The sequence below is a fragment of the Pseudomonas lyxosi genome (assembly GCF_047758685.1).
GTDB lineage: Bacteria > Pseudomonadota > Gammaproteobacteria > Pseudomonadales > Pseudomonadaceae > Aquipseudomonas > Aquipseudomonas lyxosi.
This window is the reverse complement of record NZ_CP180481.1, coordinates 938,739-952,707: the sequence shown is the minus strand read 5'-3', so window position 1 is coordinate 952,707 and position 13,969 is coordinate 938,739. Positions and strand designations below refer to the sequence as shown.

General features: G+C 60.8%; 13 protein-coding genes. 9 read left to right on the top strand and 4 right to left on the bottom strand.

Annotation, left to right across the window (positions count from 1 at the left end; translation table 11 throughout):
- Window positions 1–214 precede the first annotated feature (214 nt).
- The 7 genes from glyA (at window position 215) to fdhA (ending at window position 9,408) form a co-directional block, all read left to right on the top strand.
- On the top strand, window positions 215–1,468 hold the full coding sequence (gene glyA / locus ACMXYI_RS04555) for a serine hydroxymethyltransferase (protein WP_214379345.1): 1,254 nt from the start codon (window positions 215–217) through the stop codon (window positions 1,466–1,468).
- A gap of 23 nt (window positions 1,469–1,491) precedes the next feature.
- Window positions 1,492–2,742 (top strand): sarcosine oxidase subunit beta, encoded by a 1,251-nt coding sequence (locus ACMXYI_RS04550; RefSeq protein WP_007947735.1) that lies wholly within the window; start codon window positions 1,492–1,494, stop codon window positions 2,740–2,742.
- Between the two features lie 14 nt (window positions 2,743–2,756).
- Complete coding sequence (locus ACMXYI_RS04545) at window positions 2,757–3,086, top strand: sarcosine oxidase subunit delta (protein WP_008147095.1); 330 nt, start codon at window positions 2,757–2,759, stop codon at window positions 3,084–3,086.
- Window positions 3,083–6,100: a sarcosine oxidase subunit alpha gene (locus ACMXYI_RS04540; RefSeq protein ID WP_415771876.1), complete on the top strand. Its 3,018-nt coding sequence runs from the start codon at window positions 3,083–3,085 to the stop codon at window positions 6,098–6,100. The genes ACMXYI_RS04545 and ACMXYI_RS04540 overlap by 4 nt, the downstream gene beginning before the upstream one ends.
- Before the next feature lie 167 nt (window positions 6,101–6,267).
- Window positions 6,268–6,900 (top strand): sarcosine oxidase subunit gamma, encoded by a 633-nt coding sequence (locus ACMXYI_RS04535; protein WP_129440544.1) that lies wholly within the window; start codon window positions 6,268–6,270, stop codon window positions 6,898–6,900.
- A 244-nt stretch (window positions 6,901–7,144) separates the two neighbouring features.
- A complete protein-coding gene (gene purU, locus ACMXYI_RS04530; protein WP_008147101.1) occupies window positions 7,145–8,002 on the top strand; it encodes a formyltetrahydrofolate deformylase in 858 nt (285 codons plus the stop codon).
- Between the two features lie 206 nt (window positions 8,003–8,208).
- Window positions 8,209–9,408 (top strand): formaldehyde dehydrogenase, glutathione-independent, encoded by a 1,200-nt coding sequence (gene fdhA / locus ACMXYI_RS04525; protein WP_415771875.1) that lies wholly within the window; start codon window positions 8,209–8,211, stop codon window positions 9,406–9,408.
- Between the two features lie 163 nt (window positions 9,409–9,571).
- Here the strand turns inward: fdhA and ACMXYI_RS04520 are convergent, their stop codons facing one another.
- Genes ACMXYI_RS04520 through ACMXYI_RS04510 form a run of 3 tightly spaced genes read right to left on the bottom strand, consistent with a single transcriptional unit; the run spans window position 9,572 to window position 11,523 of the window.
- Window positions 9,572–10,246, bottom strand: coding sequence for an anti-sigma factor (locus ACMXYI_RS04520; RefSeq protein ID WP_415771873.1), 675 nt, complete (start codon window positions 10,244–10,246; stop codon window positions 9,572–9,574).
- Window positions 10,243–10,878, bottom strand: coding sequence for a sigma-70 family RNA polymerase sigma factor (locus ACMXYI_RS04515; protein ID WP_415771872.1), 636 nt, complete (start codon window positions 10,876–10,878; stop codon window positions 10,243–10,245). The genes ACMXYI_RS04520 and ACMXYI_RS04515 overlap by 4 nt, the downstream gene beginning before the upstream one ends.
- A 54-nt stretch (window positions 10,879–10,932) precedes the next feature.
- Window positions 10,933–11,523: a fasciclin domain-containing protein gene (locus tag ACMXYI_RS04510; RefSeq protein ID WP_415771871.1), complete on the bottom strand. Its 591-nt coding sequence runs from the start codon at window positions 11,521–11,523 to the stop codon at window positions 10,933–10,935.
- Window positions 11,524–11,737: 214 nt separating this feature from the next.
- On the opposite strand from ACMXYI_RS04510, the gene ACMXYI_RS04505 reads away from it, so the two are divergent.
- Window positions 11,738–12,289, top strand: coding sequence for a DUF2780 domain-containing protein (locus ACMXYI_RS04505; RefSeq protein WP_415771869.1), 552 nt, complete (start codon window positions 11,738–11,740; stop codon window positions 12,287–12,289).
- On the opposite strand, the gene ACMXYI_RS04500 is transcribed toward ACMXYI_RS04505, so the two are convergent.
- Window positions 12,239–13,171 carry an acyltransferase gene (locus ACMXYI_RS04500; protein WP_415771867.1) on the bottom strand — a complete coding sequence of 311 codons (933 nt, stop codon included), beginning with the start codon at window positions 13,169–13,171 and terminating at the stop codon, window positions 12,239–12,241. The genes ACMXYI_RS04505 and ACMXYI_RS04500 overlap by 51 nt on opposite strands.
- A gap of 269 nt (window positions 13,172–13,440) precedes the next feature.
- Between ACMXYI_RS04500 and ACMXYI_RS04495 the strand changes: the two genes are divergently transcribed.
- Window positions 13,441–13,947 carry an ATP-dependent zinc protease family protein gene (locus ACMXYI_RS04495; protein ID WP_415771866.1) on the top strand — a complete coding sequence of 169 codons (507 nt, stop codon included), beginning with the start codon at window positions 13,441–13,443 and terminating at the stop codon, window positions 13,945–13,947.
- Window positions 13,948–13,969: the final 22 nt, after the last annotated feature.

The following is a 13,969-nucleotide window of genomic DNA, read 5'->3' as shown; positions in this document are numbered from 1 at the left end:
TCGCGGGCAAGCCCGCTCCCACAGGGGATCTTCACTGAATTGAAGATTGTGTCCGGTCAGCCATTTCAGCCCATGTCGTAAACGCACCTTTGCGTGGCGTCCGTAGGCATTTGGCCTGTCTGCGCCGGTCATACCATCGCATCCAAAGGGCACTGCCGAAACGCCAGTGCCTTACCGAGACGAATGGCGCATAGATGCCGCTGGGAGAGACGCGATGTTCAGCAAGCAAGACCAGATCAAGGGTTACGACGATGCACTGCTGGCGGCGATGAATGCCGAGGAGCAACGCCAGGAAGATCACATCGAGCTGATCGCGTCAGAGAACTACACCAGTAAACGCGTCATGGAAGCGCAAGGCAGTGGCCTGACCAACAAATACGCCGAAGGCTATCCGGGCAAGCGCTACTACGGTGGCTGCGAGCACGTCGATAAAGTTGAAGCACTGGCCATCGAACGCGCCAAGCAACTGTTCGGCGCCGATTACGCCAACGTGCAGCCGCACTCCGGCTCCTCGGCCAACAGCGCCGTTTACCTGGCTCTGCTGCAGGCCGGCGACACCATCCTCGGCATGAGCCTGGCCCACGGTGGTCACCTGACCCACGGCGCCAAAGTGTCGTCCTCGGGCAAGCTGTACAACGCCGTGCAGTACGGCATCGACACCAAAACCGGGCTGATCGACTACGACGAAGTCGAGCGCCTTGCGGTCGAATGCAAGCCGAAGATGATCGTCGCCGGCTTCTCTGCTTACTCCAAGACCCTCGACTTCCCGCGTTTCCGTCAGATCGCCGACAAGGTCGGTGCCCTGCTGTTCGTCGACATGGCTCACGTCGCAGGTCTGGTCGCTGCCGGCCTGTACCCGAACCCGCTGCCTTACGCCGACGTTGTGACCACCACCACCCACAAGACCCTGCGCGGTCCACGTGGCGGCCTGATCCTGTGCAAGTCCAACGAAGAAATCGAGAAGAAGCTCAACGCGGCAGTCTTCCCGGGAGCCCAGGGCGGCCCGTTGATGCACGTGATCGCTGGTAAAGCGGTGTGCTTCAAGGAAGCGCTGGAGCCAGGTTTCAAGGCTTACCAGCAACAAGTGATCGACAACGCCCAGGCCATGGCCGGCGTATTTATCAAACGCGGCTACGATGTAGTGTCCGGCGGCACCGATAACCACCTGTTCCTGGTCAGCCTGATCCGTCAGGGCCTCACCGGTAAAGAGGCGGATGCAGCACTCGGTCGCGCCCACATCACCGTGAACAAGAACGCTGTCCCGAACGATCCACAGTCGCCGTTCGTGACCTCCGGCCTGCGCATCGGCACCCCGGCGGTGACCACTCGCGGCTTCAAGGTTACCCAGTGCGTCACGCTTGCCGGCTGGATCTGCGACATCCTCGACAACCTCGGCGACGCCGATGTCGAGGCCAATGTTGCGCAGCAAGTTTCAGCCCTGTGCGCGGACTTCCCGGTTTATCGCTGAGCGCGGTTTTGGAGTAAATGACTATGCAACGGTACTCGGGCTTCGGCCTCTTCAAACACTCCCTCAGCCATCACGAAAACTGGCAGAAAATGTGGCGCACGCCGACCCCTAAAAAGGTCTATGACGTGGTCATCGTCGGCGGTGGCGGGCATGGTCTGGCGACCGCCTACTACCTCGCCAAAGAGCACGGCATCACCAACGTGGCCGTGGTCGAGAAAGGCTGGCTGGGCGGCGGTAACACCGCGCGCAACACCACCATCGTTCGCTCCAACTACCTGTGGGACGAGTCGGCGCACCTGTACGAACACGCGATGAAATTGTGGGAAGGCCTGTCCCAGGACCTGAACTACAACGTGATGTTCTCCCAGCGCGGCGTTTACAACCTGTGCCACACCCTGCAGGACATTCGTGATTCCGAGCGTCGGGTCAGCGCCAACCGCCTCAACGGCGTGGACGGCGAACTGCTCGATGCCAAGCAAGTGGCGGATGAGATCCCGTACCTCGACTGCTCCAAGAACACTCGCTACCCGGTGATGGGCGCTACCGTCCAGCGTCGCGGCGGCGTGGCCCGTCACGATGCCGTGGCGTGGGGCTTTGCTCGTGCCGCTGACGCACTGGGCGTGGACCTGATTCAACAGACCGAAGTGATCGGCTTCCGCAAGGAAAACGGCGTGTGCATCGGTGTTGAAACCAACAAAGGCTTCATCGGCGCCAAACGCGTCGGTGTGGTGACCGCCGGTAACTCCGGGCACATGGCCAAACTCGCCGGTTTCCGCCTGCCGATCGAATCGCACCCGCTGCAAGCGCTGGTGTCCGAGCCGATCAAGCCGATTATCGACAGCGTGATCATGTCCAACGCCGTACACGGTTACATCAGCCAGTCCGACAAGGGCGACCTGGTGATCGGCGCCGGTATCGACGGCTACAACGGCTACGGCCAGCGTGGTTCGTACCCAGTGATCGAGCACACCATTCAGGCCATCGTCGAGATGTTCCCGGTGTTGTCCCGCGTGCGCATGAACCGTCAGTGGGGCGGCATCGTCGACACCACTCCGGATGCTTGCCCGATCATCTCGAAAACCCCGGTCCCGAACATGTTCTTCAACTGCGGTTGGGGCACCGGTGGCTTCAAGGCAACACCTGGCTCGGGCAACGTATTTGCCGCGAGTCTGGCCAAGGGTGAAATGCACCCATTGGCTGCACCTTTCTCCATCGACCGTTTCCACAACGGTGCGTTGATCGATGAACACGGCGCTGCTGCGGTTGCCCACTAACAGGAGAAATCCCCATGTTGCATATCTTCTGTCCTCACTGCGGCGAACTGCGCTCCGAAGAGGAATTCCACGCATCCGGCCAGGCGCACATCCCGCGCCCACTGGATCCGACCAACTGCACCGACGAGGAGTGGGGCGACTACATGTTCTTCCGCGATAACCCTCGCGGTCTGCACCACGAGCTGTGGGATCACGTCGCCGGTTGCCGTCAGTATTTCAACGCCACCCGTGACACCGTGACCTACGAGATTCTCGAAACTTACAAGATCGGCACCAAGCCACAATTCACCGACAAGACCGATAGCCCGAAAGCGGCCGCCACGGCTCTGGGAGAGAAGGTATGAGCCAGATCAATCGCCTGTCCAACGGCGGACGGATCGACCGCAACAAAGTGCTGAGCTTCACCTTCAACGGCCAGACCTACAAAGGCTTTGAGGGCGATTCCCTGGCCGCGGCCTTGCTGGCCAACGGTGTCGACATCATCGGTCGCAGCTTCAAGTATTCCCGTCCGCGCGGCATCTTCGCCGCCGGTGCCGAAGAGCCGAACGCCGTGCTGCAGATCGGCGCGACCGAAGCCACGCAGATCCCGAACGTACGCGCCACGCAACAAGCGCTGTATCAAGGTTTGGTCGCCACCAGCACCAACGGCTGGCCGAGCGTGAACAACGACATGATGGGGATTCTCGGCAAGGTCGGCGGCAAGCTGATGCCGCCGGGCTTCTACTACAAAACCTTCATGTACCCGCAATCGTTCTGGATGACTTACGAGAAGTACATTCGTAAAGCCGCCGGTCTTGGCCGCTCGCCGACCGAGAACGATCCGGACACCTACGACTACATGAACCAGCACTGCGACGTGCTGATCGTCGGCGGTGGCCCTGCTGGCCTGGCCGCTGCACTGGCGGCTGCCCGCAGCGGTGCGCGCGTAATTCTCGCCGATGAACAGGAAGAGTTCGGCGGCAGCCTGCTCGACTCCCGCGAAAGCCTCGACGGCAAACCGGCCGCCGAATGGGTCGCCAGCGTCATCGCCGAGCTCAAGGACACCCCGGACGTGCTGCTGTTGCCGCGCGCCACGGTCAACGGTTACCACGACCATAACTTCCTGACCATTCACGAGCGCCTGACCGATCACCTCGGCGACCGCGCCCCGATCGGCCAGGTCCGTCAGCGCATCCACCGCGTTCGCGCCAAGCGTGTAGTGCTGGCGACCGGCGCTCACGAGCGTCCACTGGTTTACGGCAACAACGACGTGCCGGGCAACATGCTCGCCAGCGCTGTGTCGACTTACATTCGTCGTTACGGCGTGGCACCGGGCAAAAAACTGGTGCTGTCGACCAACAACGATCACGCCTATCGCGTTGCTCTGGATTGGCTCGACGCCAGCCTGCAAGTTGTCGCCATCGCCGATGCCCGTAGCAATCCGCGCGGTGCGCTGGTTGAAGAAGCGCGCGCCAAAGGCATCCGCATCCTGACCGGCAGCGCCGTGATCGAGACGCGTGGCAGCAAGCACGTGACCGCCGCTCGCGTTGCCGCGATCGATGTCAAAGCGCACACCGTGACCAGCCCAGGTGAGTGGCTTGAATGCGACCTGGTTGCCAGCTCCGGCGGTTACAGCCCGGTGGTTCACCTGGCGTCGCACTTGGGTGGCAAGCCGATCTGGCGTGAAGACATTCTCGGTTTCGTACCGGGCGAAGCACCGCAGAAACGCGTGTGCGTCGGTGGCATCAACGGCGTCTATGGCCTCGGCGATTCCCTGGCCGATGGTTTTGAAGGCGGCGCTCGCGCAGCCAGCGAAGCCGGTTTCAGCGTGGTCGAAGGCACCTTGCCGAAAGCCCTGAGCCGTCTGGAAGAGCCAACACTGGCGCTGTTCCAGGTGCCGCACGAAAAGAACACCGCACGTGCGCCGAAGCAATTCGTCGACCTGCAAAACGACGTCACCGCTGCCGCCATCGAACTGGCGACCCGCGAAGGCTTCGAGTCGGTCGAGCACGTCAAACGCTACACCGCACTGGGCTTCGGCACTGACCAGGGCAAGCTCGGCAACGTCAACGGTCTGGCCATCGCCGCCCGTTCGCTGAACGTGACCATCCCGGAGATGGGCACCACGATGTTCCGTCCGAACTACACGCCGGTGACCTTCGGCGCCGTGGCCGGCCGTCACTGCGGGCACATCTTCGAACCTGTGCGTTTCACCGCGCTGCATCACTGGCACGTGAAGAACGGCGCCGAGTTCGAAGACGTCGGTCAGTGGAAGCGTCCTTGGTACTTCCCGAAAAACGGTGAAGGCCTGCACGCTGCCGTGAAACGCGAATGCAAAGCCGTGCGCGACAGCGTCGGTCTGCTGGACGCTTCGACCCTGGGCAAAATCGATATTCAGGGCCCGGATTCGCGCGAGTTCCTCAACCGCATCTACACCAACGCCTGGACCAAGCTCGACGTGGGCAAGGCCCGCTACGGCCTGATGTGCAAAGAAGACGGCATGGTCTTCGACGACGGCGTAACTGCATGCCTCGCCGACAACCACTTCGTGATGACCACCACCACCGGCGGCGCTGCACGCGTGCTGCAATGGCTGGAAATCTACCACCAGACCGAATGGCCAGACTTGAAGGTGTACTTCACGTCCGTGACGGATCACTGGGCAACCATGACCCTGTCCGGGCCGAACAGCCGCAAGCTGCTCAGCGAAGTCACTGACATCGACCTGAGCAACGAAGCGTTCCCGTTCATGACCTGGAAAGAAGGTCTGGTTGGTGGCGTACCAGCGCGGGTGTTCCGGATTTCGTTTACCGGTGAACTGTCGTACGAAGTCAACGTGCAAGCCGACTACGCCATGGGCGTGCTCGAGAAAATCGTCGAGGCCGGGAAGAAGTACAACCTGACCCCGTACGGCACTGAAACCATGCACGTGCTGCGGGCCGAGAAGGGTTTCATCATCGTTGGGCAGGACACCGACGGCTCGATGACCCCGGACGATCTGAACATGGGCTGGTGTGTCGGTCGCACCAAACCATTCTCGTGGATTGGCCAGCGTGGCATGAACCGCGAAGACTGCGTGCGTGATCAACGCAAACAGTTGGTCGGTCTGAAGCCGATCGATCCGACCAAATGGCTGCCGGAAGGTGCGCAACTGGTGTTCAACACCAAGCAAGCGATCCCGATGACCATGGTCGGTCACGTCACCTCCAGCTACTTGCACAACTCCCTCGGTTATTCGTTTGCCATGGGTGTGGTCAAGGGCGGCTTGAAGCGTATCGGTGAGCGCGTGTTCGCACCGCTGGCCGATGGCAGCGTGATCGAGGCGGAAATCGTTTCTTCGGTGTTCTTCGATCCAAAGGGTGATCGCCAGAACATCTAGTGGCTCTAGATCTTGTGGATGGGCAATGACTCCGCGTCGGCCCATTCGCGAGCAAGCCCGCTCCCACAGGGGAACGCGGTCTAAATGTGGGAGCGGGCTTGCTCGCGAAGGCGCCAGACCAGCCACCACGAAGGCCGGAACATACAGAATTCAGGAACAGGTGCTTTATGACCGCAGCCAATGTTTACCAACAACGCCCAACCACTGGGGCCAAGGCCGAGTCGTCGCTGCATCACGCAGGCCTGCCAAGCCTGGTGGGCAAGGGTCGCAAAAGCGCCGGCGTGATCGTGCGTGAGAAAAAACTCCTCGGCCACCTGACCATTCGTGGCGATGGCCACGATGCGGCGTTCGCTGCCGGCGTGCACAAAGCCCTCGGTATCGAATTGCCGGGCGCGCTGACTGTCGTCGTCAAGGGCGAAACCAGTCTGCAATGGATGGGGCCGGATGAATGGCTGCTGATCGTTCCGACCGGTGAAGAATTCGCCGCCGAGAAGAAACTGCGTGAAGCTCTGGGCGACCTGCACATCGCGATCACCAACGTCAGCGGCGGCCAGCAGCTCCTCGAACTGAGCGGCCCGAACGTGCGCCAGGTGCTGATGAAGTCCACCAGCTACGACGTGCACCCCAACAGTTTCCCGGTGGGCAAGGCTGTGGGCACCGTGTTTGCCAAGTCGCAACTGGTGATCCGCCACACCGCCGAAGACACCTGGGAACTGCTGATTCGTCGCAGCTTCTCGGATTACTGGTGGTTGTGGTTGCAGGATGCGGCGGCTGAGTACGGGTTGAGTGTTCAGGCTTAAAAGCCACCCCTCACCCCAACCCTCTCCCCAGAGGGGAGAGGGGGAAAGGGGGCAGATCTCCAGCGTTATCGCTATTTGTGTTCGACTCGAAATTGCTTTTTTAGAACCTGAGTTCAACTCGGTATTTCAGGTCGATGTAGCTCCAGGAACAACTCGGTCAGTCCCCTCGCCCCTTTGGGGAGAGGGTTAGGGTGAGGGGTGGATTTCCCTGACACCCAGCACAATGAACAGGAGTCACCGCACTATGAGCCGCGCCCCAGACACATGGATTCTGACCGCCGACTGCCCAAGCGTTCTCGGCACCGTGGACGCGGTGACCCGCTTTCTGTTCGAGCAGGGCTGCTACGTCACCGAGCACCATTCCTTTGATGATCGGCTCTCGGGCCGTTTCTTCATTCGCGTGGAATTCCGTCAGCCCGACGGCTTCGACGAACAAGCCTTCCGCGCCGGCCTCGAAGAACGCGGCCAAGCCTTCGGCATGATCTTCGAACTCACGGCGCCGAACTACCGCCCGAAAGTGGTGATCATGGTTTCCAAGGCCGATCACTGCCTCAACGATTTGCTCTACCGCCAGCGCATCGGCCAGTTGTCGATGGACGTCGCCGCCGTGGTTTCCAACCACCCGGACCTCAAGCCGTTGGCGGACTGGCATCAGATTCCGTACTACCACTTCCCGCTGGACCCGAACGACAAGCCATCCCAGGAGCGTCAGGTCTGGCAGGTGATCGAAGAGTCCGGCGCCGAACTGGTGATCCTTGCCCGCTACATGCAAGTCCTGTCGCCAGAGCTGTGCCGCAAACTCGACGGCAAGGCGATCAATATCCATCACTCCCTGCTGCCGGGTTTCAAGGGCGCCAAGCCTTATCACCAGGCCTACAACAAGGGCGTGAAACTGGTCGGCGCCACGGCGCACTACATCAACAACGACTTGGACGAAGGCCCGATCATCGCCCAGGGCGTAGAGGCCGTGGACCACAGTCATTACCCCGAAGATTTGATCGCCAAAGGGCGGGATATCGAAGGGCTGACCCTGGCGCGGGCCGTTGGTTATCACATTGAAAGACGAGTGTTTTTGAACGCGAACAGAACAGTCGTTCTTTAGATCGCCTTCGCGAGCAAGCCCGCTCCCACATAGGAATTGTGCCGTACACAAATCCCGGTTACACCCGAAAACCAATGTGGGAGCGGGCTTGCTCGCGAAGAGGCCAAAACAAACAACACAAGACACAAGCAATAACCCGAGCAATCAACGCGCCGCCGCTCCATGGCGACGCGACCGCTACATAAAAACAACAGCGAGGTGAAAGCATGTCTGGTAATCGTGGTGTCGTGTATCTCGGCAATGGCCAGGTCGAAGTACAGAAAATCGACTATCCCAAAATGCAGGACCCGCGCGGCAGGAAGATTAATCACGCTGTCATCCTGCGCGTAGTGTCCACCAACATCTGTGGTTCCGATCAGCACATGGTGCGCGGTCGTACCACTGCTCAAACCGGCCTGGTACTGGGTCACGAAATCACCGGCGAAGTGATCGAGAAGGGCAGCGACGTCGAGAACCTGCAGATCGGCGACCTGGTGTCCGTACCGTTCAACGTCGCTTGCGGGCGCTGCCGTTCCTGCAAGGAAATGCACACCGGTGTTTGCCTGAGTGTTAACCCGGCGCGTCCGGGCGGTGCTTACGGTTATGTCGACATGGGCGACTGGACCGGTGGCCAGGCTGAATACGCCTTGGTGCCGTATGCCGACTTCAACCTGCTGAAACTCCCTGACCGTGATAAGGCCATGGAAAAAATCCGTGACCTGACCTGCCTCTCCGACATCCTGCCGACCGGTTACCACGGCGCAGTGACGGCCGGCGTTGGCCCGGGCAGCACCGTGTACATCGCTGGTGCCGGCCCGGTCGGTCTGGCGGCCGCCGCTTCCGCTCGCCTGTTGGGCGCGGCAGTGGTGATCATCGGTGACGTCAACACTGTTCGCCTGGCACACGCTAAGGCGCAGGGTTTCGAAATCGTCGACCTGTCCCTGGACACCCCGCTGCACGAACAGATCGCCGCACTGCTGGGCGAGCCTGAAGTGGATTGCGCCATCGACGCCGTAGGCTTCGAAGCGCGCGGTCACGGCCATGACGGCGTGAAACACGAGGCTCCGGCCACCGTGCTGAACTCGCTGATGGGCGTGGTTCGGGTTGCCGGCAAAATCGGTATCCCTGGCCTGTACGTAACTGAAGATCCGGGTGCAGTCGATGCGGCGGCAAAAATGGGCAGCCTGAGCATCCGCTTTGGTCTGGGCTGGGCCAAATCCCACAGCTTCCACACTGGTCAGACACCAGTGATGAAGTACAACCGCCAGCTGATGCAGGCGATCATGTGGGACCGTATCCACATTGCCGACATCGTGGGTGTTGAGGTGATCAGCCTGGATGACGCGCCACGCGGTTATGGCGAGTTCGATGCGGGCGTGCCGAAGAAGTTTGTGATTGATCCGCACAAGCTGTTCAGCGCGGCGTAAGGCTTCACGCAAAACCAAACGGCGACCCTCGGGTCGCCGTTTTTGTTGAGCCACCGATCGTTCCCACGCTCCGCGTGGGAATGCCTCCTGTGACGCTCTGCGTCACGCTTTGGGACGCGGAGCGTCCCGGGCTGCATTCCCACGCGGAGCGTGGGAACGATCATTAGAGGGCCGCCAGCGCCCCTTGATACAACACCGGCCCCGTCGGTTGCCCCGTCGGCGAACCACCCTTCGGTTCAAGACTGACCGCCAACGCAATCGGTTTGCCAATCAGCGCTTTCTGCGCATCGCTCAGCTCTACGCGCCCCTTGCCTTCAGCCGGAATCACCCCAAGGGAAATCGGCTTGCCATCCGCCGGAATCGCCCACAACTCCAGACTGCGCCCCGGATCAACCGCCGCCAGAGTCAGTGGCTCAACGTTCAAATAATCCTCATGGGCCTCAACCTTCAGCGCAGGCTGCGCGTCGGCGGTCAGCAACGTGGCGCTGTAACGCGCATTGTCGCGGTTATAGATCACACCCAACGTCACGGCGATCACCAGCGAGCAAACCGCAACCGTCACCCGTAACCAGTTCCAGAAAGGACGTTTTTCCGGCATATGCAGCACTTGCGGCTCAATCCGCGCCGTAATGCCCTGCCACACCCGCTCCGGCACCGGCTGCTCGGGCAGTGCGTCGGTCAAACTGGTCAGGTTTTCCTGCCACTGCGCCAGTTCCGCGCGCAATGCGGCGTCCTCCAACAACAACTGTTCAAACCGCCGACGAGCAGCAGAAGGCATCAAGCCAATGGCGTAATCGGCGGCGAGGGCGCGGCGCAGGGACGGGGTTTGATAGTTCATGATTCAAGGCACCTGCGCAGTCGCTCCATACCGCGGCGGATCCAGGATTTCACCGAACCCAGCGGCGCGGCCAGGTGTTCGGCGAGCTCGGAGCAGGACAATCCCTGAAAGTAAGCCACAGTGATCGATTGACGCTGCATGCCGTCCAGGCTTTCCAGGCAGCGGTTCAAGGCGTTGGCCTCGCGGGCACTGCTTAGTTGTTCGTGGGCCGAAGGGCTTTCATCCACCAGCGCTTGTTCTTCAAGGTCGCTTAACGGCCGGTCGCGGTGTTTGCGCAATTGATCGATGGCCTGATGACGGGTGATGTTGATCATCCAGGTCAGCGGTGCCGACAGATGCGCCTCGTAGCGCGAGGCGTTGTTCCAGATGCGCACGAAGCTTTCCTGCAGCACTTCTTCAGCCAGATCCGGCCGCCCCATGAAACGCAGCGCTACGCCATGCAGCCGTGGGCCGACGCTGCGGTAAAGCGTCTCGAACGCGCGGCGGTCGCCCAGTGAACACTGGGCCAGAAGCTGCCTGAGCTGATCGGCGTCGGCGATGGGAATGGCAGTTCTCCAGGCAATCAAGGTGGGCTGCGTGAGGTGCCGGTTGCAGGCAGAGGTTAGTTCACGGTGCGTCGTTGTTCCATTCACGGGCGGCCACCTCGGACAACCACCGACCCCGATGGGCGGGGTCGGCGGCACCCCTCAGCTTTTCGGCATCAGTACTTTGTCGATGACCTGAATCACGCCGTTGGACTGGTACACGTCATAGGTGGTGATGTCGGCGACGTCACCTTTTTCATCCTTGATGGTGATGTTGTGCGGGCCGTTCATCATCGCCCACAGCTTGCCGCCTGCGACGGTGGTCAGTTCGGCTTTGCCGCCACCGGCCTTGATCTTCTCGGCCAGGGTCGTCATGTCGAGTTTCCCGGCGACCACGTGGTAGGTGAGGACGTGTGTCAGGGTCGCTTTGTTGGCGGGTTTGAGCAGGGTATCGACAGTGCCGGCCGGTAGCGCAGCGAAGGCCGAGTTGACGGGGGCGAACACGGTGAACGGGCCTTTGCCCTTGAGGGTGTCCACCAGGCCAGCGGCTTTCACGGCGGCGACCAGGGTGGTGTGGTCGGCGGAGTTCACCGCGTTATCGATGATGTCTTTGCTCGGCATCATGCTCTGGCCGCCGACAATGACAGCGTGGCTCGTGTCTGCCGCTTGCACGGTGTTCAGGACGAATCCGCCGCCAAGGGCCAGGGTCAGCAGGCTGGCAATCAACGGCGTTTTGATCGAAGTGCGTTTCATGGTGATGATCCTCGTAAGGGAATCGGCCAGTAATGTCTGTCCGTGCTTGATATACGCGGGCGGGACCAGACCGGATGCAGCGCCGGTCAATTGTTTTTCTGCTGTTCGTCGGGGGCTCGCCAAGACTCGGAACAATCCCCCGGGATGCCAGTCCAACACACGGTTTTGCGCCGCCCATTGCCGGGCGGTTTTCATGGCACATGAGGATGTCTGAATGAAGATTTCACGCGGTTTTGCACTGGCTTCGCTGATGTGTCTGGCAGCCAGTCCGGTCTTTGCTCAGTTCAGCCTGTTCGATGCGGCCAATGCCATCTCCGGCACGCAGGGCGATGACGCCGCCGCGGCCGCGCCGACCGCGCAGACGGCCGATCTGCTGAGTGCGCTCAGCCAATTGAACGTGACGTCACAACAAGCCATTGGCGGTGCCGGGGCGATGCTCGGCCTGGCGAAGAATCAACTGAGTTCGACCGACTACTCGGAGTTGGCCAAAAGCGTGCCCGGAATCGACTTACTGTCCGGTGGCGGTGGACTGGGTGTCCTCAGCGGCTTGCTTGGCTCGTCCGGTCAAGCGGCAGGTCTGGACAACGTCTTGGGCAACGTGAAGAACGCCAACGACCTGAACAGTGCCTTCAGCGCATTGGGCATGGACACCAGCATGATCGGCCTGTTTGCCCCCGTGCTTCTGCAATTTTTCGGTCAGCAGGGCGTCGGCGGTTCACTGCTGCAAAACCTCGGCGGGATCTGGGGCGCAGGCACCGGAACCTGATCCAGCGGCGCGCAAGGCGTCAATGCGCAGGTCCTTCTCGATCCAGAGCTGGTTGACCCAGTTCTGGATGGTTTCGCGAAACTGCGGATCATTTTCGTAATCGCCCTGCCACAGCGCCGGGTCGAGTTCGCGGGTCTTGATGTCGATGATGACCCTCGGCACGTTGCCGCTGAGCAAATCCCAGAACCCCGGAATCGCCTGCTGCGGATACACCACTGTCACATCAAGGACGGCGTCCAGCTGTTCGCCCATTGCCGCCAGTACAAACGCCACGCCGCCAGCCTTGGGCCTGAGCAGGTGGGTGAAGGGTGATTGCTGCTGGGCACTTTTCGCCGCGGTATAGCGTGTGCCTTCCAGGTAATTGACCACCGTCACCGGCTGACGCTTGTACAACTCGCACGCCGCTTTGGTGATCTCCAGATCCTTGCCGGCCAACTCAGGGTGCTTCGCCAGGAATGCCTTGGTGTAGCGTTTCATGAACGGATAATCCAGCGCCCACCACGCCAACCCCAGGAACGGCACCCAGATCAGCTCTTTCTTGAGGAAGAACTTGAAGAACGGCGTGCGCCGGTTCAGCGTTTGGATCAACGCCGGGATGTCGACCCAGGATTGATGGTTGCTGATCACCAGATACGACGTGTCGACCCGCAGGTCATCGCCGCCACGGATATCCCATTGCGTAGGGATACACAGGCGGAAAATCAGCTTGTCGATTTCGGCCCAGGTCTCGGCGATCCCCATCACCGTCCATGACGCGTAATCACGAAAGCGGCCGGGCAGGAGCAGTTTGAGCAAGGCGAACACCATCAGCGGCCCGAACAGGACCAGGGTGTTGAGCAACAGCAGCAGGGTAACGAAACAGCCGGTGAGCAGGCGGCGCATAAATAACTCTTGAAAGCATTTTGGCGCGCAATGATAAGCAGCTTCGGACGGCAGGCCAAATCGGCGACGACGAATGTTTCACCTTTAAACCGCTAACCTCCTCACTCCGATCGTTCCCACGCTCTGCGTGGGAATGCAGCCCGGGACGCTCTGCGTCCCAGAAGCGTGACGCAGAGCGTCACATGAGGCATTCCCACGCGGAGCATGGGAACGATCATGCGTATAACGGTCTAAAATTCCGCTGCCCACTCCTCAAGGAAGCCCATTACGTGAAATCTCTCCTTGCACTGCTTTCCCTCATGGCCCTGCCGGTCCTGGCTGCTGAGCCAACCCTGTACGGGCGCTACGAATACATCGCGCTGCCGGAAATCGGCGGTGAAGTCCTCAAGGCCAAGATGGACACCGGCGCCCTGACCGCGTCGCTGTCGGCCAAAGACATCGAAACCTTTACCCGCGATGGCGATGAGTGGGTGCGCTTCCGCCTCGCCACCAAAGGCGCGAGCAACAAGGTCTACGAACACAAGATCGCGCGGATCAGCAAGATCAAGACCCGCTCCGAAGAAGACGAGGATGACAAGGAAGCCGTCGAACCCACCAAGCGTCCGGTGGTCGATCTGGAACTGTGCCTGGGCAACGTCAAGCGCACCGTTGAGGTCAACCTCACCGACCGCAGCAGCTTCAACTACCCTTTGTTGATCGGTGCCAAAGCCTTGCGTGAGTTCGGCGCGGCGGTGAACCCGGCACGGCGCTTTACGGCGGACAAACCCGACTGCTGAATTCAAGTGGTCTCATTGACGT

Bases quoted from the DNA above. Each gene is read 5' to 3' on its own strand.
- ACMXYI_RS04500 (WP_415771867.1), bottom strand. From the start codon at position 13,171: ATGCGCCGCCTGCTCACCGGCTGTTTCGTTACCCTGCTGCTGTTGCTC.
- ACMXYI_RS04545 (WP_008147095.1), top strand. From the start codon at position 2,757: ATGTTGCATATCTTCTGTCCTCACTGCGGCGAACTGCGCTCCGAAGAG.
- ACMXYI_RS04510 (WP_415771871.1), bottom strand. From the start codon at position 11,523: ATGAAACGCACTTCGATCAAAACGCCGTTGATTGCCAGCCTGCTGACC.
- ACMXYI_RS04505 (WP_415771869.1), top strand. From the start codon at position 11,738: ATGAAGATTTCACGCGGTTTTGCACTGGCTTCGCTGATGTGTCTGGCA.
- ACMXYI_RS04550 (WP_007947735.1), top strand. From the start codon at position 1,492: ATGCAACGGTACTCGGGCTTCGGCCTCTTCAAACACTCCCTCAGCCAT.
- glyA (WP_214379345.1), top strand. From the start codon at position 215: ATGTTCAGCAAGCAAGACCAGATCAAGGGTTACGACGATGCACTGCTG.
- purU (WP_008147101.1), top strand. From the start codon at position 7,145: ATGAGCCGCGCCCCAGACACATGGATTCTGACCGCCGACTGCCCAAGC.
- ACMXYI_RS04540 (WP_415771876.1), top strand. From the start codon at position 3,083: ATGAGCCAGATCAATCGCCTGTCCAACGGCGGACGGATCGACCGCAAC.
- ACMXYI_RS04535 (WP_129440544.1), top strand. From the start codon at position 6,268: ATGACCGCAGCCAATGTTTACCAACAACGCCCAACCACTGGGGCCAAG.
- ACMXYI_RS04520 (WP_415771873.1), bottom strand. From the start codon at position 10,246: ATGAACTATCAAACCCCGTCCCTGCGCCGCGCCCTCGCCGCCGATTAC.
- fdhA (WP_415771875.1), top strand. From the start codon at position 8,209: ATGTCTGGTAATCGTGGTGTCGTGTATCTCGGCAATGGCCAGGTCGAA.